This window comes from Actinokineospora cianjurensis, from assembly GCF_003663795.1.
GTDB lineage: Bacteria > Actinomycetota > Actinomycetes > Mycobacteriales > Pseudonocardiaceae > Actinokineospora > Actinokineospora terrae.
Genome location: NZ_RCDD01000003.1, coordinates 490,137 through 511,181, shown reverse-complemented (window position 1 = coordinate 511,181; position 21,045 = coordinate 490,137). Strand labels below are relative to the sequence as shown.

General features: G+C 69.6%; 14 protein-coding genes. 12 read left to right on the top strand and 2 right to left on the bottom strand.

Annotated elements, in window-relative coordinates:
* The first annotated feature begins 246 nt into the window (after positions 1-246).
* Positions 247-6,060: an ExeM/NucH family extracellular endonuclease gene (locus CLV68_RS21905; protein WP_121392764.1), complete on the top strand. Its 5,814-nt coding sequence runs from the start codon at positions 247-249 to the stop codon at positions 6,058-6,060.
* 253 nt (positions 6,061-6,313) lie between these two features.
* Here CLV68_RS21905 and CLV68_RS21900 read toward each other — a convergent pair whose 3' ends face one another.
* Entirely contained in the window at positions 6,314-7,519 is a 1,206-nt protein-coding gene (locus CLV68_RS21900; protein WP_121392763.1) for a hypothetical protein, read from the bottom strand.
* 11 nt (positions 7,520-7,530) lie between these two features.
* Positions 7,531-9,036 carry an alkaline phosphatase D family protein gene (locus CLV68_RS21895; RefSeq protein WP_121392762.1) on the bottom strand — a complete coding sequence of 502 codons (1,506 nt, stop codon included), beginning with the start codon at positions 9,034-9,036 and terminating at the stop codon, positions 7,531-7,533.
* Between the two features lie 121 nt (positions 9,037-9,157).
* Here CLV68_RS21895 and CLV68_RS21890 point away from each other — a divergent pair, with 121 nt between their 5' ends.
* The 11 genes from CLV68_RS21890 to CLV68_RS21840 all read left to right on the top strand — a co-directional run bounded on the left by CLV68_RS21890 (position 9,158) and on the right by CLV68_RS21840 (position 21,041).
* On the top strand, positions 9,158-9,460 hold the full coding sequence (locus CLV68_RS21890) for a hypothetical protein (protein ID WP_147460101.1): 303 nt from the start codon (positions 9,158-9,160) through the stop codon (positions 9,458-9,460).
* Between the two features lie 111 nt (positions 9,461-9,571).
* On the top strand, positions 9,572-10,441 hold the full coding sequence (locus tag CLV68_RS21885; RefSeq protein WP_092774468.1) for an FG-GAP repeat domain-containing protein: 870 nt from the start codon (positions 9,572-9,574) through the stop codon (positions 10,439-10,441).
* Entirely contained in the window at positions 10,441-11,283 is an 843-nt protein-coding gene (locus CLV68_RS21880; protein WP_121392760.1) for an FG-GAP repeat domain-containing protein, read from the top strand. The genes CLV68_RS21885 and CLV68_RS21880 overlap by 1 nt, the downstream gene beginning before the upstream one ends.
* 234 nt (positions 11,284-11,517) lie before the next feature.
* Positions 11,518-14,700: a discoidin domain-containing protein gene (locus CLV68_RS21875; RefSeq protein ID WP_211346713.1), complete on the top strand. Its 3,183-nt coding sequence runs from the start codon at positions 11,518-11,520 to the stop codon at positions 14,698-14,700.
* 9 nt (positions 14,701-14,709) lie between these two features.
* On the top strand, positions 14,710-15,078 hold the full coding sequence (locus CLV68_RS21870) for a DUF6153 family protein (protein ID WP_147460100.1): 369 nt from the start codon (positions 14,710-14,712) through the stop codon (positions 15,076-15,078).
* 46 nt (positions 15,079-15,124) lie between these two features.
* Positions 15,125-15,625, top strand: a complete 501-nt coding sequence (locus tag CLV68_RS21865) for a DUF305 domain-containing protein (RefSeq protein ID WP_121392758.1) — start codon at positions 15,125-15,127, stop codon at positions 15,623-15,625.
* A 130-nt stretch (positions 15,626-15,755) separates the two neighbouring features.
* The gene (locus CLV68_RS21860; RefSeq protein WP_211346712.1) at positions 15,756-16,295 is read left to right on the top strand and encodes an RNA polymerase sigma factor; all 540 of its coding nucleotides are present in this window, start codon (positions 15,756-15,758) and stop codon (positions 16,293-16,295) included.
* A complete protein-coding gene (locus CLV68_RS21855) occupies positions 16,288-17,010 on the top strand; it encodes a hypothetical protein (RefSeq protein WP_121392756.1) in 723 nt (240 codons plus the stop codon). The genes CLV68_RS21860 and CLV68_RS21855 overlap by 8 nt, the downstream gene beginning before the upstream one ends.
* A 159-nt stretch (positions 17,011-17,169) precedes the next feature.
* Positions 17,170-19,074, top strand: coding sequence for a molecular chaperone HtpG (htpG, locus tag CLV68_RS21850; RefSeq protein WP_121392755.1), 1,905 nt, complete (start codon positions 17,170-17,172; stop codon positions 19,072-19,074).
* Positions 19,075-19,179: 105 nt separating this feature from the next.
* Complete coding sequence (locus CLV68_RS21845; RefSeq protein WP_246010035.1) at positions 19,180-19,803, top strand: ABC transporter ATP-binding protein; 624 nt, start codon at positions 19,180-19,182, stop codon at positions 19,801-19,803.
* The gene (locus CLV68_RS21840; RefSeq protein ID WP_121392754.1) at positions 19,800-21,041 is read left to right on the top strand and encodes a DUF6297 family protein; all 1,242 of its coding nucleotides are present in this window, start codon (positions 19,800-19,802) and stop codon (positions 21,039-21,041) included. The genes CLV68_RS21845 and CLV68_RS21840 overlap by 4 nt, the downstream gene beginning before the upstream one ends.
* Positions 21,042-21,045 lie beyond the last annotated feature (4 nt).

The window sequence follows — 21,045 nt, the reverse complement described above, 5'->3', positions numbered from 1 at the left end:
CTCCGGTAGCGCCAAGCGCGACGGGTGAGCAGAAGCCGTTGCTGCGCCGGGTAGTGCGCCGGATCATCGGGCCGAGCCTGTTGCAGCGCCGGGACTGACCGCACGGGGTTGGTGGGGCGTTCACCGCCACGGACGGTGGATGCACGCCTGTTGAACGTTGCCCGAACAGGTCTATCGCCCCCTCGTTCCACGATCTACTTTCAGCCGGCAATGTCGGTTGAGATCTGTGAACGAAGAGGAGTTGACGTGCGCTCACGTCCGCGACGTCTCCTCGGCGGACTGGTGGTGACCACGCTGGCGGCCTCCGTCGTCGCCGTGGTGACCGGTCAGTCCGCCGCGGCTGTCGGGTTCGCGCCGGGGAACATCGTGGTGGCCAGGGTGGGGACCGGTGACGGCGCGCTGAGCAGTGCGGCCACGGCGGTCTTCCTCGACGAGTTCACCCCGTCCGGCACCCTGGTGCAGTCGGTGCCGCTGCCCACCGCCTCTGGCGCGGGCAAGCGCCTGACCCTGAGCGGCTCGGCCACCTCGGAGGGCGCCCTCGCCCGCTCCGCGGACGGCCGCTACCTGACCATCGCGGGCTACGACGCCGACCCGGGCACGGCGGGCGTGGCGGGCACCACCTCGGCCGCGGTCAACCGGGTCGTCGCCCGCGTCGACGGCTCCGGCGCGGTCGACACCACCACGACCGTCACCGACACCTTCAGCGCCAACAACGTTCGCGGTGCGGTTACCGACGACGGTTCGCGTTTCTGGGTCGTTGGCGCCAACGGCGGCGTTCGCCTGGCAGCACTCGGATCCACCGGCGCGTCCACGCAGATCAACTCCGCCGCGCCCACGAACATCCGCGCGGCTGTTGTCGCGGGCGGGCAGCTCTACATCAGCACGGGTAGCGGTACCACCGGCGTTTACTCCGTCGGCACGGGTCTCCCCACCACCGGTGGACAGACCCCGGCGCTGACCGTTCCCGTCCCTAGCCCGTACGCCTTGGCCGCGCTGGATCGCGACCCGGCCGTCCCGGGTGTCGACACCATCTACGTCGCGGACGACTCCGCGACCGGTGGCATCCTCAAGTTCTCCAGCGACGGCACCGCCTGGACCGCGCGTGGCTCGTTCCGCCCGGCCAACAGCGCCGTGCGCGGCATCACCGGTGAGGTCACCGGCTCCAGCGTGACCCTCTTCGCCACGACCACGACCAACGCGTTGGTCAAGGTCGACGACACCGCCGCCGCGGCCGCCCCCATCGCCGCCACGTCCACCACGTTGCGCACCGCCGCGACGAACACCGTGCTGCGCGGTGTCGCGCTGGCCCCGGCCGCCTCGACTTCGGCGCCCGCGATCACCGCGGAGCCCCAGGACGCGACGGTCGCCTCTGGCGCTACCACGACCCTTAGCGTCACCGCCTCGGGCACGGGTCCGCTGAGCTACCAGTGGTACGCCGGTGTTTCCGGCAACACGGCCAACCCCGTCAGCGGTGCCACCAACGCGTCCTTCACGACGTCCGCGCTGACCGCGACCGCCACCTACTGGGTTCGCGTGACCGGTCCCGGCGGCCAGGTCGACAGCCGCACCGTCACCGTGTCCATCGCGAGCACCGTGAACACCCCGCCGACCATCACCGGCACCCAGGAGTTGGCGCTGACTGTCGCCGACCTGGACAACCCGCCCGCCGTCCGCACCGTGACCGTTGGCGACGCCGAGACCCCGTCCAGCGGGCTGACCGTTACCGTCACCAGCAGCGACCCGGCCATCGTGACCGGTGGCGCTACCGGCAGCGGCGATGTCCGCACCCTTACCTTCACTCCCGCCGCCGTGGGCCGTGCAACGCTGACTGTCACCGTTTCCGACGGTGCGGCTACCGCGTCGACGACCCTTCCTGTCGCTGTTTCCGCTGCCTTGCCCGCGGGCCAGCGCAGCTACTACGGCGCCGCCGACGCGAGCACCGCCATCGACCTCGGTGGTGGAGCGATGGTCGTGTCCGACGACGAGACCAACGTGCTGCGCGTCTACGACCGCGAGCACTCCCGTTACCCCGCGCAGGCGTTCGACGTCCGCGCCGCCGGCCTCGCCCTTCGCGACACCGACGTGACCCGTGAGATCGACATCGAGGCATCGGCCCGCACCGGCGACACGATCTTCTGGATCGGCTCGCAGGGCCAGAACTCCTCGGCCAAGACCCGGCTCAACCGCCAGGAGCTGTTCACCACCACGGTGACCGGCACCGGGACCGGCGCGTCCCTGGCCCTCGGCGGCAGCTACCAGACCCTGCGCGACGACCTCATCGCCTGGGACCACGCCAACGGCGACACCCTGGGCATCGCCGCCGCCGCGACCCGCGCCCCCGAGGGCGACGGCGCGGGCGGCCCCACCGGTGTCAACATCGAGGGCGCCGAGTTCGCCGCCGACGGCACCACGCTGCTGCTGGCCTTCCGCGGCCCGCTCACCAGCGACGGCAAGGCCATCGTCGTGCCGGTGACCAACGCCGCCGCGCTCGTCACCGCCAACCCGACCACGGGCGTCACCGCCTCGTTCGGCCAGGCCCTGCGCTGGGACCTCGGCGGGCGCGGCATCCGGGAGATCCGCCGCAACGCCGCGAACCAGTACCTGCTCATCGCGGGTCCGTCCGACGCGGGCACCGGCGCCGCCGGGGAGTACAAGTTCTTCACCTGGGACGGCGACGCCACCCACCAGCCGCAGCCGCGCGCGGGCTCGCTCGACGCGTTCACCCCGGTCGGCAAGCCCGAGGTCATCGTCGACGTCCCGAACCCGCTCACGGACACCGCCACCGTGCAGGTCCTGACCGACGACGGTGACACCGTCTTCTACGGTGACGGCACCATCGCCAAGGAACTGCCGCAGTGGCAGCGCAAGGCCGTGGGCGCCACCGTCGCCGTTGGCGCAGGCCCGGCTTGCTCCACTCCGGTCATCACCATCGGTTCGGTCCAGGGCACGACTGACATCACGCCCAAGGCAGGGCAGACCGTCACCGTTCGCGGAACCGTCGTCGGTGACTACGAAGGCGCACAGCCCGCTCTGCGCGGCTTCTACCTCCAGGACAGCGGAGACGGCGACCCCGCCACCTCCGACGGCGTCTTCGTCTTCGACAACGGCGCCAACCTCGTCGCCAACGGCGACGTGGTGCAGGTGACCGGTGTCGCCTCCGAGTTCCAGGGGCAGACGCAGATCACCGCGGCCACCACCGGCGTGCAGCGCTGCGGCACCCAGGCCGTGGTCACCCCGACCGCGGTGACGCTGCCGCTGCCCAACGCCACCGACCTGGAGCGCGTCGAGGGCATGCTGGTGAAGGTCGCGCAGACCCTCACCGTCACCGAGCACTTCCAGCTCGGCCGGTTCGGCCAGGTCGTGGTGTCCTCCGGTGGTCGGCTGCAGCAGCCCACCTCGGTCATCCGGGCCACCGACCAGGCCGCCGTCGCCGCCAAGCAGACCGAGAACAACCTCAACCGGCTGATCATCGACGACGCGACCAACGGCCAGAACCCCGACCCGATCGTCTTCGGCCGGGGCGGGCAGCCGCTGTCCGCGCAGAACACCCTGCGCGGCGGCGACTCGGTCACCGCGCCGATCGGTGTCCTCACCTACACCTGGGCGGGCAACGCGGCCAGCGGTAACGCCTACCGGCTCCGTCCCATCGGCGCGCTCGGTGGCACTGCCGTGTTCGACGCGGTCAACCAGCGTCCGACCGCGCGCCCTGAAACGGGTAACGCCACCCTGCACGTCGCGGGCGCGAACCTGCTGAACTTCTTCAACACCTACACCGGCTGCAAGCTCGGCACCCAGGGCGCGGTCACCGACTGCCGCGGCGCGGGCGACGACACCGAGTACCAGCGCCAGCTCGCCAAGGAGGTCGCCGCGATCCGCTCGCTGGACGCCGACGTCACCGGGGTCATGGAGCTGGAGAACGACGGCTACGGCCAGGGCAGCGCCATCCAGGCCCTGGTGGGCGCGCTCAACGCCGCCGAGGGTGCCGCGGTCTGGTCCTACGTGGACTCCGACGCGGCGACCGGCGTGGTCGACGTGGCCGGGACCGACGCGATCAAGGTGGCGCTGCTCTACCGCGCCGACCGGGTGAGCCCGGTCGCGGGCACCACCGCCGTCGACCAGAACGCGGTCTTCGAGCGGCGTCCGGTGGCGCAGACCTTCGCCACCGCCGACGGCGCCCGGTTCACCGTGGTGGCCAACCACTTCAAGTCCAAGGGCTCCTGCCCGACCAGCGGTCCCGACACCGACCAGGGTGACGGACAGAGCTGCTGGAACGTCCGCCGGACCGCGCAGGCGACCGAGCTGGCCAGGTGGCTGCGGGAGACCGTGGTCCCCGCCGCGGGCGACGAGGACGTCCTGATCGTCGGCGACCTCAACTCCTACGCCGGTGAGGACCCGATCGCGGTCCTGGAGCAGGCCGGTTACGTCAACCTGGCCAAGGCATACGGTGGCGCTGACGCGTACTCCTACGTGTTCGACGGCCAGTGGGGTTACCTGGACCACGCTCTCGCATCGCGGTCGTTGGCCCCTCAGGTCACCGGCGCGGGCGAGGCGCACACCAACGCCGACGAGCCGTCGGTGCTCGACTACAACACCGACTTCAAGACCGCGGCGCAGATCGAGTCCCTCTATGCGCCGGACCGGTTCCGCACCAGCGACCACGACCCGGTCCTGGTCGGCATCCGGCCCGGTAGCGCTGCCGCGATCTCCGGCACCCCCACCCCGGCGACTGTTGGTGAGGCTTACACCTTCGGCTTCTCCCTCAGCAGCCCGGCTGTGGTAACGCTCGCTTCCGGCACCTTGCCCGCTGGGCTGTTCCTGAGCGAGGAAGGCGTCATCAGCGGTACGCCTACCGAGGCAGGCGAGCGGACCTTCACCGTTCGCGCGACCAACAGCTTCGGCTCCACCGAGGCCGTTGCGACCATCCGCGTCGCGAAGGGCGCTAGCGCTACCGCATTGACGGCGACACCTAACCCGGTCGCTGTTGGTGCCGAGGTGACGTTGTCGGCACGCGTTAGCGGTGGCGTTGCTGCGACCGGCTCGGTGACCTTCCGCGATGGTGCCACGGTTCTCGGGCAGGCCCCGGTTGCCGACGGTACTGCCGTCCTGAAGGTGACGACGCTGCCTGCCGGCTCTCGCGCTGTCACGGCCTCTTACTCGGGCTCGGACGCACTGGAGCCTTCGACGGCCGCGGCAACGGTGTCGGTGCTCGCGCCGGTCACCGTGGAGGGGACCTTGGCGGATGGCCGGGTCGGTTCGCCCTACACGGGCGCGTTGACCATCACGGGCTCGCCGCAGACCGTTAGCGCTACCGGCCTTCCGCAGGGCCTGTCCCTCGGCCAGGACGGTCGCGTCACGGGTACCCCCGCTGCCGCGGGCATCTTCACGGTGACGGTTACCGCTACCAACGCGGTGTCGTCGGTGACGAAGACGTTCCAGCTGAAGGTCCTCGCCGCCGCCACCACGACCACCGTCGTCGGTGACCCGAACCCGTCGGTGATCGGCGGCCAGGTCCGCTTCACCGCCCGCGTCGCGGGCCCGGCGGGCACGACCCCGACCGGCACGGTCCAGTTCGTCGTGGACGGCCGCCCGTCCGGCTCCCCGGTCGCGCTCGTGGGCGGTACCGCCACCAGCGCCCCGGTGTCGGCACTGACCATCGGCCAGCACCAGGTCCGCGCCGACTACAGCGGCTCACCGTCGTTCACCGCCAGCGCGGGCACCACCACCCAGGTGGTCCAGATCGGCGTCAAGTTCCTCGCCCCCACCGGCCCGGTCCGCGCAGGCGACATCGTCCCGATCCGCTTCCAACTGGTCGACGCCAACGGCACCCCGATCCCGCCCCTCGCCTCAGCCCTGCTGATGCTCAGCGGCCGAATCTCGGTGTCGGTCGACGGCGTGCAGCAGTTGCGCCCCACCGCCCCGCTGTACGACCCGTTCAGCGACTCCTTCGTGGTCCTCTGGAAGACCGCCAAACGCCCCACCGGCGCCACCACGGCCACCGTGTCCATCACCTACCCCGACGCACCCGTCCAGCGGGTCTCCACCAGGATCACCCTGAGCTGACCCCACCGGTCCGATGGGGCGCACCCGGCGCGGGGTGCGCCCCATCGGCGTTCCTGGACCCAGGCAAGCCCTAGTCACAGACAAACCTCTAGGCACGGTCTAGCCCGTTAAGCACGGCTGGGCATGAGAAGCCCTGGGCGTGGTGAGTCCTCACCCCCGGGTGAGTCACTAAGCCCGTCCTTATTCGCTAGGTCCGAGCACGCGCGCACCCGGTCACCCCTGAGGGTGGCCGGGTGCGTGGGTTTGGGATGGCCTACCAGGTGGAGTTGATCAGGCCGGTGCCCAGGTAGATCTGGTCGAACAGGTTGCCGTCGTTGTCGTCGGTGTAGGTGAGGGTGATCTGGCCGAAGGGGCTGACGGCGAGGGCGGGTTCGGTTTGGGTGCCGGTGATGACCGTGTGGACCCGGAGGCGGGGGAGGCGGCCGGTGGTGGTGCCGTTGGGGTTGAGGCCCTGGGCGTAGATGTCGGCGGCGTCGGTCCAGGTGACTACGACGGCGAGTTGGTCGTCGATGCCGATCTGGGGGTCGGTGCCGGGGAGGAGGGTCTCGGCGGCGGCTCGGGGGGTGCCGGTGGCGGTGAAGGACCTGGCGGCCGTCTGCGCGTCGGACTGCCAGGTGATGGCGAAGTCGCCGTTGAAGTTGGCGGCGATCGAGGCGCGGCGTTGTTGGCCCGCGGTGGTGGTGTTGGCCACGCCCTGGGCGAGCTTCACGGCACCGGCGGGGGTGACGATCTTGCGGCCGATGTTGAACGAGCCGTTGGCGTCGCCGTCCTCGTCCCAGGCGACGATGGCGTTGCCCGCGGCGCCCATCGCGACGTCCGGGCGCTGGTGGGTGCCGCCCGCGTTGTTCACCTGGACCTCGTAGGTCTTGGAAGTGACCGAGGCGAAGCCGGACAGGCGGACCGTCTCGGCCGCGGTGCCCTGCTTGTCCTCGAAGGCGACGGCGAACGCCGGGCCATCCGGGTCGGCTGCGACCGACGGGTTGAGCTGCTGGCCGTCAGCACTGGCGTTCGCGGTAGCGGAACCGGTGACAGTTCCGGCGGTGTTCACTACGCGCACGGCGATGTTGTAGTACCCGTTGGCATCCGGGTCCTCCGACCACACCACCACAGCACTACCGTCCTCATGCAACGCGACATCCGGCTGCACGTGACGCCAATTGCCCGTCCCGCCCGCGGACAGCTTCTTCTCGTATAGCGACACACCATCCCGATACAGGCGAAGGAAGATCTCGCTGTGGACCGCGTCGGTCGGGTTGGTGTCATCGCGGTCGTCTTCCCAAACGACCGCGGTGTAACCGGTTCGGACAGTGGCAACGGCCGAGTTGTCCTGGTCCCCGGTGGCGACCGAGTTCGCGGTGACCCACGTGACGTCGGCCGGGGTCGTGCCGTCGGCGAGCGCGTTGCCCGCGAACAGGATCGAACAGACGGCGGTAACGCCCGCCACGACTAGTGCACGCATGGTTCTCCTGTTCACGGCGCCTGCAGGCCGGGGGTGCCTGCCTGGATCACGTAGCTCTGCGCGGTCTTGATGGGGTAATCGCGCACGGTTACCTTGTCCAGCACGCGGAAATCGACGGTCATCTGCGTCGGTGTGGTCACCGTGCGGACGTACCCGCGCTGGTTCTTGTAGAACTTCACGTGCGGGTTGAGGCTCGACGTGCCCGTCTCGGCCGCGTTGCCGTCACCGCTGGAGGTGACAGACGTGGTGACCAGTTCGGTGCCGATCACCTTGTTCTGCGTGGCGTAGTTGTCCATGATGTTCGACGCCCAGTGGCGGTGTACGTCGCCAGTGAGCACTACCGGCGTGTTACCGCGAGCCTGCCAACCGGCCTGGATACGGCCCCTGTTGGCGGTGTAGCCGTCCCACGAGTCCATGCTCTTGGACCCATCGGCCGCTGCGAGCTTCTGCGCGAAGAACACCTGCTGCCCGAGGAAGTCCCACGTGCCGAGCCGCTGCCCCAGGCCGTCGAGCAGCCAGGACTCCTGCGCCGCGCCGGTCAACGTGCGGCCGGGGTCGTCCGCGGCCGGGCACAGCTTCGTACCGTCGCCGCAAGCCTGGTCGTCGCGGTACTGGCGGGTGTCGAGCATGTGGAAAGTCGCCAGGCTGCCCCACCGCAGGCGTCGGTACAGCTGCAGGTTCGACCCCGACGGCGCCTGCGCGGACCGCAGCGGCATGTGCTCGTAGTACGCCTTGTACGCCGCTGCTCGCCGGGCCGCGAAGTCACCACCGGCGGGGGAGTTGTCCGCGCGCACCAGGTTCGCGTAGTTGTTCTCCACCTCGTGGTCGTCCCACACCACCAACCACGGCGCGGCGGCGTGCGCGGCCTGTAGGTCCACGTCGCGCTTGTAGAGCGCGTGCCGCACCCGGTAGTTGGCCAGGCTGGTGATCTCCCCGGACGGTTGGTGCGTGCGCACCCCCGAGCCCGCGCCGCCCTCGTAGATGTAGTCGCCCAGGTGCAGGATCAGGTCCGGGTTCTCCTCGGCCATCCTGCGGTACGCGGTGAAGTACCCGGCCTCGTAGTGCGAGCACGAGGTGAACAGCATCGTCAGCGCCGGGGACGACCCCACCGCGGGGGCCGTGCGCGCCCTACCGACCTGCGAGATGTGCCCTAGCGCCCGGAACCGGTACCAGTACTCGCGGCCCGGCTGAAGCCCTGTCAGCGTGACGTGCACGCTGTGCGCCCACGCCTGGGTGGCGGCGACCGTGCCAGACGCGGCGATCTGGGTGAAGTTGGCATCCGTGGCGACCTGCCACTCCACGGCGGCGTCCGCGCCCGTCATGCCCCCGAGCCCATCGGCGTTGAGCGGGCTGGGCGCCAACCGGGTCCAGATGACGAAACCGTCCGCGGCAGGCTCACCGGACGCCACGCCCAGCGTGAACGGGTACGCCACCGCGGTGGCCGCGGTCGAACCCGCCAGCACCACCCCCGCGCTGGCAAGACCACCGATGAGGAAGGTCCTTCGTTGCAGAGTCATGCGTTCGTTCCTACGACGCCCCTACCGTGGGAACCAGCCCCCGCACCTGATGTTCACGAGATCCCCGACCAGCGGTCCCGTACCCCGTCGTGGACCGTACGGGTGCTGGCATTATCGAACAGTGGCTATAGGGGCTGTACTCCGCAACCGCAACGCATCGCTCTACCGCGGCGCGGTAGTGGTATCGAGCTTCGGCAGCGGCGCGATGCTGCTCATCGCCGGGATCACGGGCACCGTGCAGCTGATCATGTACGCGCCGAACGCGCTCACCCAGGCGCTTGGCGCGGCCTTGGTCGCTGTCGTCGATTTCCGGGTTGCGCTCGGGGTTGTCGGTGTCCTGGGTCTCGGCGCCGCCGGTAGGGCGGCGTGGACCGTCCTGGGCAGCCGGAAAGGCCGTTCGCTCGTGGGTGGGGCGAGTTCGTAGCCCGGGTGGCCGAACTCCGCGCATCAGCCCCAACGCCGGGGTGGGTGTGGGCGATCTTGGCGGTGGACGGTCGCAGCCGCGGCCGGGCCGTCGCCGATTCATGGGGAGACCATGCGCAAGCTCAGAACCGCTGCATTAGCCGCCCTCGTCGCGCTCGCACTGCCCGCTGCCCTCGCGGGTGTCGCGGAGGCCGGGACCACCGCTGCCGGGACATTCCGCGGTGACGTCAACGGGGACCGCATCGCCGACCAGGTGACCCTCGGCCCGAACGGCACCACGAACTCCTGCACCGTCAAGGTCGCCTACGGGCGCGCCAACGGGACCCTCGGCGCGCCGGTCGAGTCCCGCTACACCTCGCCGCTGGTCGCGGCGCCGTACTGCCCGGACATGGGCGTGGTCGTCGACCTCGGTGGCGACGGCAAGCCCGAGATCGTCACCACCGGCTTCAGCTGGGGCGACGCGAGCAAGGCGTTCGTGGTGCTGCGCAAGAACACCAGCGCCAACACCGTCCGGCTGGTCACGACCTACCCGGGGTTGGCCTACCCGAGCACCATCCGGACCGCGGACTTCACCGGTGAGGGCCGCGTGGACATCTGGGTGTCCTCCGACCAGAGCGTGCGGTTGCAGTCGTTCAACAACACCGCCGCGGGCGGCTTGGAGCTCGGCGCGATCGACGTCTGCTCTCGTCGCCCCATCCCGCAGCACGTGATCGCGGACTTCGACGGTGACGGTGGCCAAGACCTGCTGCTGTCGAGGCAATGCGGCTTCGCTTACACCACCGCCGAGTTGAACTTCGGCAACGGCAAGCCGCCGGTCACCTTCGCCCGCGACGACGAGGGCATCCTCCAGTACGAGGTCTACGCGAACCACCAGAACGGCGACGAGGCCCTCGACGTCGGCGTCATCACCAGCGGCGACGGCCCCACGACCATCCGGCGCTTCCACAACGACGGTGCCGGTGCCTTCACCGAGGTGGCCTGATGCCCGCACTCCGGAAGCTGGCGCTGGTCGCACTGGCCGCACTCGCTCCGCTCCTTGTCCCCGTCGACGCCGCTGCGGGAGGTCGTGCGCAACCGGTCATCGGTGACGTCACCGGCGACGGGTTGGCTGACCGGGTCACCTTCCAAGAGGCGTGGGACAACTACTGCGACGTTTTGGTGGAGCCAGGCCAATCGGGCGGCGGGTACGGCAGCGCCACCTACCACCGGTACGAGTCACCGGTGGTGTATGCGCCCTACTGCCCGGACATGGGCGAGATCGTCGACCTCGGCGGTGACGGCACCAAGGAGATCGTCGCCACCAACTTCTGGGGTGAGGAGTACTCCCTGGTGGCGTTGCGCCCCAACGGGTACGCCGCCGATGTCCTCGGAACGTACCAGGGCGTCAACTACCCCAAGTTCATCCGCCAGGTCGACTTCACCGGCGACGGCCGCCAGGACGTCTGGCTCTACAGTGACCAGAGCTTCCGGCTGCGCTCGTTCGACAACACCGCCGCGGGCGGGCTCGTGCCGGGATCCATCGACGTGTGCAGTGATGGCCTACCGCAGCACGTGTTCGCGGACTTCGACGGTGACGGTGGTCAGGACATGCTCGCCGCACTCAATTGCGGCAACCGATCGGCCTCGCTGCTGTTCGGCGGGGGCAAACCGGCCCGGAGTCTCGGTTCGGTCAGCGGTCCTGGACCATCCTTTGTGGTGGCTCTTGCCGACCACAACGGCGACCAGTACCCGGATCTGACGGTGCGTGTGCCGCAACCGGACTACACGCTCGTCACGGAACGGTATGTCAACGACGGCACCGGGGGACTCACCCTGCTGCCGTGATGTTGCGCCGATCAGCCGCTACCCCTGCCCCCACAGGGGTAGCGGTTTCGTGAGCTGGGTCTCACCTGGTAATGATCTCCGGATGTCGACGACGAGACGATCATGCGCGTCGGCCGATTAGTCGTGGCACTGGCAGTCGGGGTTGTTTGCACCCCTTACCTCATGCAATCACTGGAGGAACATCCGGACTCGCATCCTCTTGACCACCAACACATTGTCGCCAACGCGGACGCTTTGATCCCGACGGCGACAGAGCTACCGCGCGACGGTTGGGAAGCCGTCGCCAGCACCGAGGAGACCGCCGGGGAGAACGGCCGCGCGGCCAACGTCCTCGACGGCGACCCGGCGACGTTCTGGCACAGCCAGTGGACCGCGCCCGCCCCGCTACCGCAATCGATCACCATCGACACCAAGGCCACACAACGGTTCTCCGGTGTCGTCTACACACCTCGACCTGGTGGCGGCAACGGCACCATCGGCCGTTACGAGGTTCGCCTCAGCGTGGATGGCACGACGTGGGGTAACCCTGTCGCGGCCGGTACCGCTGCCGATGATCCCTCGGTGAAGACCTTCAGCTTCGCGGTCAGCGGTGCCAGGTTCGTTCGGCTCATCTCGCTGACCGAGGCGGGCAACCGCGGTTCATGGGCCAGCGCGGCGGAGATCGGACTACTCGGCGACCCGGGAGCGCCACCGCAGACGGTCACTCTGCCGCGTACCGGTTGGACTGCCACGGCAAGCGACGAGGAGACCGTGGGGGAGAACGGCCGCGCGAGCAACGTGCTGGACGGCAACCCCACGACGAGGTGGTACAGCAGGTACGACGTGCTGACCCCGCTCCCGCATAGCATCACCATCGACCTCAAGCAGCCGACCGTCCTCAACGGACTGGTCTACCGACCGCGCCCGGAGTCGACGCGCAACGGCTACATCGGCGAGTACCGGATCACGACCTCCACAGATGGCACTACCTTCGGTGCACCAGTGTCATCCGGTCGCTGGGCCGATGACAGCACCTTGAAGCATGCCCTGTTCGTCGGACCCACCACCGCGCGCTACCTGCGACTGACAGCGTTGACCGAGGCCGGTAACCGCGGACCGTGGTCCACCGCAGCCGAGATCGAGCTGTTGGGTTCGCCGACCACGGTCGACCCGCCGTTGCCGCGTACCGGTTGGGTCGCGACCGCGTCGTCGTCCGCCGCGGGCCACCCGGCGGGTGATGCCCTGGACAACCGCCTCGGCACGTACTGGCAGAGCGCGACCACCACGGGCACCCACACGTTCACCGTCGACCTCCAGCGCGAGCAGAAGGTGTCCGCGATCGCCGTCACCCCGGGTCCGGCGACGGCCAGGATCACCACCTACGCGGTCGCGCTGAGCACCAACGGGTCCACGTTCGGCGCCCCCGTCGCGCAGGGCACCTGGGCGACCGACGGTAGCGCCAAGTCCGCCCGGTTCACCGGCACCAACGCGCGCTACATCAGGCTGACCGTGGCCGGTTCCATCACCGAGTTCCACGGCTACGGCCCGTCGACGGCGCCCGGCTCGGTCGCGCCGCTGCCCCGCACCGGGTGGACGGCGGTGGCCAGCGACGAGGAGACCGTCAGCGAGAACGGCCGCGCGAGCAACGTCCTCGACGGCAACGGCCGCACGATCTGGCACTCCCGGTACTCGACGACGACACCGCTGCCGCACTGGATCACGATCGACATGAAGTCGGCGCGGTCGGTCGCCGGGATCTCCGTCATCCCACGCGGCGACGACGGCAACGGCAACATCGGCCAGTACCAGGTGCACGTCAGCAATGACGGTGTCACATTCGGAGCCCTCCAGGCAGACGGGACTTGGCCGGATAGCTCCAACGTGCAGACGGCCATGTTCGGCGCAACGGTGACGGCGCGTTATGTGCGGCTGACAGCGCTATCCGAGGCACGCAACCGGGGACCGTGGACCACCGCCTCGGAGATCAACGTGCTCACCCCGGCCCCGGCGCCGGACCCCAGCGCGGTCGGGTCGTGGGGGCCGATGATCGGGTTCCCGATCGTCCCGGTCGCCTCGGCCCTGCTGCCCAACAACAAGCTGCTCACCTGGTCCGCTTACGCCGCGGACACCTTCGGCGGCGCCAACGGCTACACCCAGACCGCGATCTACGACCTCACCACCGGTCAGGTCACCCAGCGCCGCATCGACAACACCGGCCACGACATGTTCTGCCCCGGTACGTCGACCCTGCCCGATGGGCGCGTCCTGGTCACCGGTGGCAGCAACGCGGACAAGGCCAGCATCTACGACCCGTTCAACGACACCTGGACCGCCGCGGCCCCGATGAACGTCGCCCGGGGCTACCAGGGCCAGACCACCCTGGCCACCGGTGAGGCGTTCACCGTCGGCGGTTCGTGGAGCGGGCTAGAGGGTGGACCCAGGCCCGCGGAGGTCTACTCGCCGACTACGAACTCGTGGCGCACGTTGCCCGGTATCCCCGCGGACCCGTTCTTCACCGCGGACCCGCGCGGCGCCTACCGCGCTGACAACCACACCTGGCTGTTCGCGGCCTCAGGCGGGCGGCTCTTCCACGCCGGTCCCAGCAAGCAGATGCACTGGATCACGACGACCGGCAACGGGTCCGTCGTCAACGCCGGTCTACGCGGCGACAGCCAGGACGCGATGAACGGCAACGCCGTCCTCTACGACGTCGGCAAGATCCTGACCGTCGGTGGCGCTACCGCCTACCAGGACGCTGACGCGACCACTCGCGCGTACACGGTCGACATCAACGGCTCCAGCCCGGTAGTGGCAAGAGTCGGCGATATGGCTCTAGGGCGCGCGTTCGCCAACAGCGTCGTCCTGCCGAACGGCAGGGTCGTCGTCATCGGAGGTCAGCAGCGGCCCGTGCCGTTCAGCGACCAGACCGCCGTGTTGACGGCAGAGCTGTGGAACCCGGCTACCGGCACCTTCACCGCTCTAGCACCGGTCGCCGTCCCCCGGACCTACCACAGCGTCGCCAACCTCCTCCCCGACGGCCGCGTCTTCTCCGGCGGCGGCGGACTGTGCGGGAACTGCGCCACCAACCACTTCGACGGCCAGATCCTCACCCCGCCCTACCTGCTCAACCCGGACGGCTCCCTCAAGGCCCGCCCGACCATCACCACCGCGCCCACGACTGCGGCGAACGGCGCGGCCATCCGCGTCACCTCCGACCGCGCGGTCACCAGCTTCGCCCTGGTCCGCACCAGCTCCTCCACCCACTCCGTCGACAACGACCAACGACGCATCCCTCTTACCCCGATCTCGGTCGGCCAGAACGCCTACCAACTCACCATCCCGACTGACCGAGGTGTCGCCCTACCGGGCCACTACCTGCTCTTCGCCCTAGATGCAGCAGGCGTCCCCAGCGTCGCCCCAGTCATCAAGATTGGCTAGATTGCCCGGGTGGACCGGTCGATAGCGCGGTGGGTGCTGCTGAGCGCCCTACTGCTGGGCGTGGTCGGCATGCACCACCTGACCGACCATCCCACCTCGACCGGTCACCCGGGCTCCCACGCCATGCACACCACAGAACCGGCCGCTCTCACGGTAGACACCGAAGTACCGAAGGAACCGGTGCCCGCGCACGACCTGCTGCACCTGTGCCTCGCTGTACTCGGTGCCGCGCTCGGCCTCGGGATGCTGTGGCTGGTGCTGGGAACCGCGGTGACCACCGCCCCGGCTCGGCGATCTTCCGGCGTTGTGGTCGCCCTGGCACCCAGGGCGCCACCGCCGGGCCGGTTACTCCTCACCCTCTGCGTGTCCAGGCGCTGACGGGCGGGTTCGTCCCGACCTGTCCGCCCAGCACAGAGGAAACCTCATGACCAGCAAACCCCTGGTCAGGTTGGCGCTCGCCCTCCTGATCGCTCTTCCCGCCTGCTCAGCTCAAGAGCAGCCGGATCACAACCAGGCCGACGTGGCGTTCGCGCGGGGGATGGTGCCGCACCACCAGCAGGCCGTCGACATGGCCGGACTCGCCGCGGGGCGTACCACCAACCCCAAGGTGCTGGCCCTCGCCGACCGGGTCGCGGCCGCGCAGGACGCCGAGATCACGGCCCTCACCCGGTGGCTCGACGACTGGGGTGTGTCCCCCCAGAACGGCCACAGCGGCCACATGGACGACTCGCGGCTGCGGGGCAGTACTGGCGCCGACTTCGACGAGGAGTGGCTCACCCTCATGACCGCGCATCACGAGGACGCCGTCGCCATGTCCCGTGCTCAGCTCGCCGAGGGCGTCAACGCTGACGCCAAGGCCATGGCGCGGCGCATCATCGATGCGCAGCAAGCCGAGATAGACCAGATGCGAGAGCTCTTGCGTTAGACAACCTTGGCCGGGTCCCGTTCGCGGGGCCCGGCCAAGTGGAACCAACCCGACGTGCCTGGTGTAAGAGCGGGCATGGGGTTCGACAACGCCGAGGGTTGGGGGCGTCACGGACGAGGACGGGGAGTTGGTGGCGCGGACCTGCGCCGGGGACTTGGGCGCGTTCGCCGAGATTGTGCGGCGGCATCACTCTGCGGCGCACCGGCTCGCCTTGGTGTCCGGGGCGGGTGATGACGCGGACGACGTCGTCCAAGAGGCGTTTGTGCGTGCCTACAACGCGTTGGCGCAGTTCCGGGCCGACTCGGCGTTTCGGCCGTGGCTGCTGCGGATCGTGGTCAACCTGACCCGTAACTCCTACCGGTCGCGGGTGCGGAGGGCGGGCCTGGTGTTCCGGGCCGCTCAGTTGCGCGCCGACGGCTACGTGCTCGACCCGCAAGGTGTGGTCCTGGTGGCCGAGCGGGACAAGAGGCTGTTGGCGATGTTGCGCACGCTGCCGGACAAGGACCGGCAGGTGCTCGGGTGCCGGTTCCTGCTCGACCTGTCCGAGGCCGAGACGGCGGAGGTGCTCGGCTGGCCGCGCGGTTCGGTCAAGTCGCGGACCTCCCGCGCGCTGGCCCGGCTGCGGGTCCTGGTGGAACCGGAGATGGCGGGGGAGCGGCGACATGGGTGAGCACGAGGAGTGGCTGCTCGGCAGGGACCTGGTCGAACTCGGTCGCGCCATGGACCGCCCGCCGTCCCCGCGCGCGGTCGCGACCATCGTGGCCAAGGCCGCCGAACGGGCCCCCCGGCCGCCCCGGACCCGCGTCCTGCTGGCCGCGGCGGCCGTCGCCGCGGTGCTCGTGCTCAGCGTCCACGCCGACGACCTGCTGCGCGTCGAGACCGACGGCACGGGCGCGCGCCCCGGCCCCAACGCGGGCGACTGCTCCGCGTGGGCGGCGATGGACGTGGTCTCCCGCACCGACATGACCGTCGAGACCGGCTGGTCACCCCCGGCCGACCTCGGTATGTGGACCGCGCACCAGTACTTCACCCGGCCGACCAGCACGAACAAGCCCGCCGCCATGGTCCAGTACACCCGCGGTGAGGACATGCTCACCCTGGAGTTCTACCCACCGCCGATGCGCATGGACCCGCACCCCGTGGGCGCGGGCGACGTGGAGACAACCGAGATCGGTTCATATCCGGCGCAGTGGGCACGACCTCGGACCGACAGCTTCTACCGGGTCAACACGACCATCGAGTCCTCGACCGGCGTCCTCGACCGCGTCTCCATCATCTGCGACGGCAGCCGCCTCACCTGGCTCACCCCGAACGGCACCATCTTCGCGCTGTCGGGCACCGTCCAGGAGACGACGCTGGTCGAGTTGGCCACGAGCATGCCCTGACCTGGGGGCGGGCGGCGGGCCCACGCCGCCCGCGGGACCGGGGGCCGCACCCAAAGGGGAGTGGGTACGGCCCCCGGGCCCTACTTGGCCGACGAGAGCTGTGCCACACGGGTGAGCGGCGGCGTGGAACCGCGGGCGGCACGACCGGGTTTCGCTACGATGCCCGCGCTGTTTCGCAGGCCGGACGAGAGGTTTCCCGTGAGCGCGAATGTCGAGACGCTCGAGTTTCAGTCCGAGGCTCGCCAGTTGCTGCAGTTGATGATCCATTCGATCTACTCGAACAAGGACACCTTCCTGCGCGAACTGGTCTCCAACGCCTCGGACGCCCTGGACAAGGTGCGGTTGGAGGCGTTCCGCGACAAGGAACTGGCCGCCGACACCGAGGACCTGCACATCGACCTGGAGGTCGACCCCGGCGCGCGGACGCTGACCGTGCGCGACAACGGGATCGGGATGAGCAGGGACGAGGTGGTCACCCTGATCGGCACGATCGCCAAGTCCGGCACCGCCGAGTTCCTGCGCAAGCTCAAGGACAACCAGGGCGGCCAGGACCTGATCGGCCAGTTCGGCGTCGGCTTCTACGCCAGCTTCATGGTCGCCGACAAGGTGACCCTGCTGACCCGCAAGGCGGGCGAGACCGGGGGCACCCGCTGGGAGTCCACCGGCGAGGGCACCTACACCATCGAGCCGGTCGAGGACGCCCCGCAGGGCACCGCGGTGACCCTGCACCTCAAGCCGGAGGACACCGAGGAGCACCTCTACGACTACGCCTCCCGGGGCAAGGTCGTCGAGATCGTGCGCCGCTACTCCGACTTCATCACCTGGCCGATCCGGATGGCTCCCGAGGGCGGCGGCGAGCCGGAGACGGTGAACTCCCGCAAGGCGCTGTGGGCGCGCTCGCAGAGCGAGGTCACCGAGGACGAGTACACCGAGTTCTACAAGCACGTCAGCCACGACTGGACCGAGCCGCTGGAGACCATCCGGCTCTCCGCCGAGGGCGTGTTCGAGTACCAGGCGCTGCTGTTCCTGCCCAAGCGGGCGCCGTTCGACCTGTTCACCCGCGACCGCAAGCGGGGGGTGCAGCTCTACGTCAAGCGCGTGTTCATCATGGACGACTGCGAGGAGCTGATGCCCGAGTACCTGCGCTTCGTCAAGGGGGTGGTCGACGCCCAGGACCTCTCGCTCAACGTCTCCCGCGAGATCCTGCAGCGCGACCGGCAGATCCAGCTGATGCGCAGGCGGCTGGTGCGCAAGGTGCTGGCCACGGTCAAGTCGCTGATGGCCGACAAGCCCGAGTCCTACACCACGTTCTGGTCGGAGTTCGGCCGCGCGGTCAAGGAGGGCCTGCTCGACGACGCCGACAACCGCGACGCCATCCTCGACATCGCCTCCTTCGACTCCACCCACGACAAGGAGCGGCCGACCACCCTGGCCGCGTACCTGGAGCGGATGAAGGACGGCCAGGAGCACGTCTACTACCTGACCGGCGAGTCCCGGGCGGCGCTGGAGAACTCCCCGCACCTGGAGGCGTTCCTGGCCAAGGGCTACGAGGTGCTGCTGCTCACCGACGCCATCGACGAGATGTGGGTCGGCTCGGTGCCCGAGTACCAGGGCAAGCGGCTCCAGTCGGTCGCCAAGGGCCAGGTCGACCTGGACGCCGACGAGGACAAGGAAGCCGCCAAGGAGCGCGAGGAGGAGTTCTCCGGCCTGCTGTCCTGGCTGACCGAGCAGCTCGGCGACGCCGTCAAGGAGGTCCGCCTCTCCTCCCGCCTGACCACCTCCCCGGCCTGCGTCGTCGGCGACGAGTACGACCTGACCCCCACCCTGGAGAAGATGTATCGGGCGATGGGCCAGGACATGCCCCAGGTCAAGCGGGTACTCGAGCTCAACCCGAGCCACCCCCTGGTCACCGCCCTGCGCACCGCCCACGCCGAGCAGCGCCCCGACCTGGCGGACACCGCCGAACTCCTCTACGGCGCCGCCCTGCTGGCCGAGGGCGGGGACCTGCCCGACCCCACCCGCTTTGTCCGGCTGCTCGCCACCAAGCTGGAGAAGGCCCTCTAGTCCTCGTCAGGTGGGGCGGCCTCTTACCCGAGACCGCCCCACCTGACGTTTGCGGGTGGGTGTCCACTCTGCGCCACTGTCACCGCAGGCCCTACGGTGGTGGCCGTGGGAGGGACGGGCGTTGAGGCGCTGGCTATCGCCGCGAGGGTGGGTGGCGCGGTGCTGTTCGAGGGCGTCAGCTTCACCGCGGGGTCGGGGGAGTGCGTTGTGCTCTCCGGCCGCAATGGCTCCGGTAAGTCCACCCTGCTTGGTTGTCTCTATGGCACGCACGAGGTCTCAGCCGGGATCGTCCGGGTAGGCGGCTCCGCGCCTGACGAGCGCAAGGTCGGGTTCCGCCGCCAGGTCTCGGTGGTGCTCGACGACTCCGCCCTGTTCGACCACCTGACCGCCCGCCAGCACCTCGACCTCCTGCTGCGCTCCTTCCCCGCCGTGGACAGCCGCGGCGTCCCGAAGTGGCTCGTCGCGGCGGGGCTGGACGAGCGGGCGGACGTCCCGGCGATCGATCTCTCGGCGGGGCAGCGGCGACGCCTGCTGCTCATCGGCGCGGTGGCCCGTTCCCACGACGTCCTGCTGTTGGACGAGCCCGAACGCGCCCTCGACACCGCGGGCCGCGAGTGGATGACCACCCTCATCGCCGCCGATGCCCGCCGAGGAGCCGCTGTCGTGGTCGCGAGCCACCACAGTTCCCTGGCTGAGCGGGTAGCTGCCACTCGAATCGACCTCGGGTGAGTGACACCGCAAGTCGGACCCTCGGGGTCGTCCTCGCAGTCGGTATTGGTGGGGCGCCGTTCTACCAGTCCGATGCCACCCGCCTGGCTCTGTTGGGCGACACCGTCCCGGCGCCGAATGCCGCCCTGGTGGTGATGTGCCTGGGTGTCGCCGTGGCCTGGTGGTCGACCCAGGGTCGCGGCTACCTCTGGGCCGACCCGGCGAAACTGACCTGGGACGACCTGACCGCGCCAAGATCCGCCGTACTGGGTAGACGGCTCACGCTCGGATGGGCAGCCAGGTGGTCCGCACTCGCGTATGGCGCGGCCGTGTCAGGCGCGGTCCTAGGCTGGCACGGGATCCCTTACACCGCTGTCCTTTTCGCCGGTTTCGGCTTCCTGGCACTGTCCGTCGCGCGCGTCCGTTCACCTGGGGTATGGGAAAGCGCCCTCCCGTTGCTGTTGGCGGCCCTGGGCTCCTACGCCGCTTTCGAGATCCCGCTCGCCATTGCCGCCGTAGCCGCCGCTGTCGCTGGCTTCTTGTTGCTACGCAAGACTTCGCTGGCCGAGACCGCAAGCCGCGAAGAACTGGTCCGCAACTTCGCCGCCCGTATGACCCAACGCGTCTCGGTGGCGTTCTTGGATGTGTGGGGCCTGCTCCCGTCAGCGCAACCTCTTGCCCTACCGAGGATCTTCGCCGGTAGGCCCATCCTGCTCCGCTACCTGTTCGCTGGACTCTTGGCGCGTCCGAGGGCTTTGGTAGGTGCCGCGCTGATCGCTCTTATCGCGGCCGCCCTACACCGCGTCTTCCCCGCCGTACCGCCCGTCTGGTGGATAGCCATCGGCGCCTACCTAGCGGCGATCCCGTTCGCCGCCCCCGTCGCCCAACTACGCCGCACACCAGGACTTCGCCGCTGGCTCAACAACTCCACACTAGCCGTCAAGCTCACCGCGGCCGTCGTACTGACTCTTGTCTCCACCTTGTGGCTGGCCGCCGTGACCGCGCTCGGCATCGACTGGAACACCACATCCTTGGTCGCGGTAGCTCTAGCGGCCGCCGCGGCCGTGCGGTCGGTTACCCGCGACCCCATCGACTTCGCCAATGTCGGCGTGGTCGACCTCGGCGGTGTCCTGGTACCCATGGGACTCGTGGTGCAGGTGGCGCGCGGGCCCGACGCCCTCCTGCTGGGCGCCACCTTCCTCGCGGCGGGCCAGATCCCGGTGGTCATCGCCCTCGGCGCGGCAGCATTGCTGGCCTAGCCGA

Coding starts and splice junctions, on each gene's coding strand:
- CLV68_RS21900 (WP_121392763.1), bottom strand. CDS start 7,519: ATGCGTGCACTAGTCGTGGCGGGCGTTACCGCCGTCTGTTCGATCCTG.
- CLV68_RS21895 (WP_121392762.1), bottom strand. CDS start 9,036: ATGACTCTGCAACGAAGGACCTTCCTCATCGGTGGTCTTGCCAGCGCG.
- CLV68_RS21885 (WP_092774468.1), top strand. CDS start 9,572: ATGCGCAAGCTCAGAACCGCTGCATTAGCCGCCCTCGTCGCGCTCGCA.
- CLV68_RS21880 (WP_121392760.1), top strand. CDS start 10,441: ATGCCCGCACTCCGGAAGCTGGCGCTGGTCGCACTGGCCGCACTCGCT.
- CLV68_RS21865 (WP_121392758.1), top strand. CDS start 15,125: ATGACCAGCAAACCCCTGGTCAGGTTGGCGCTCGCCCTCCTGATCGCT.
- CLV68_RS21855 (WP_121392756.1), top strand. CDS start 16,288: ATGGGTGAGCACGAGGAGTGGCTGCTCGGCAGGGACCTGGTCGAACTC.
- htpG (WP_121392755.1), top strand. CDS start 17,170: ATGCCCGCGCTGTTTCGCAGGCCGGACGAGAGGTTTCCCGTGAGCGCG.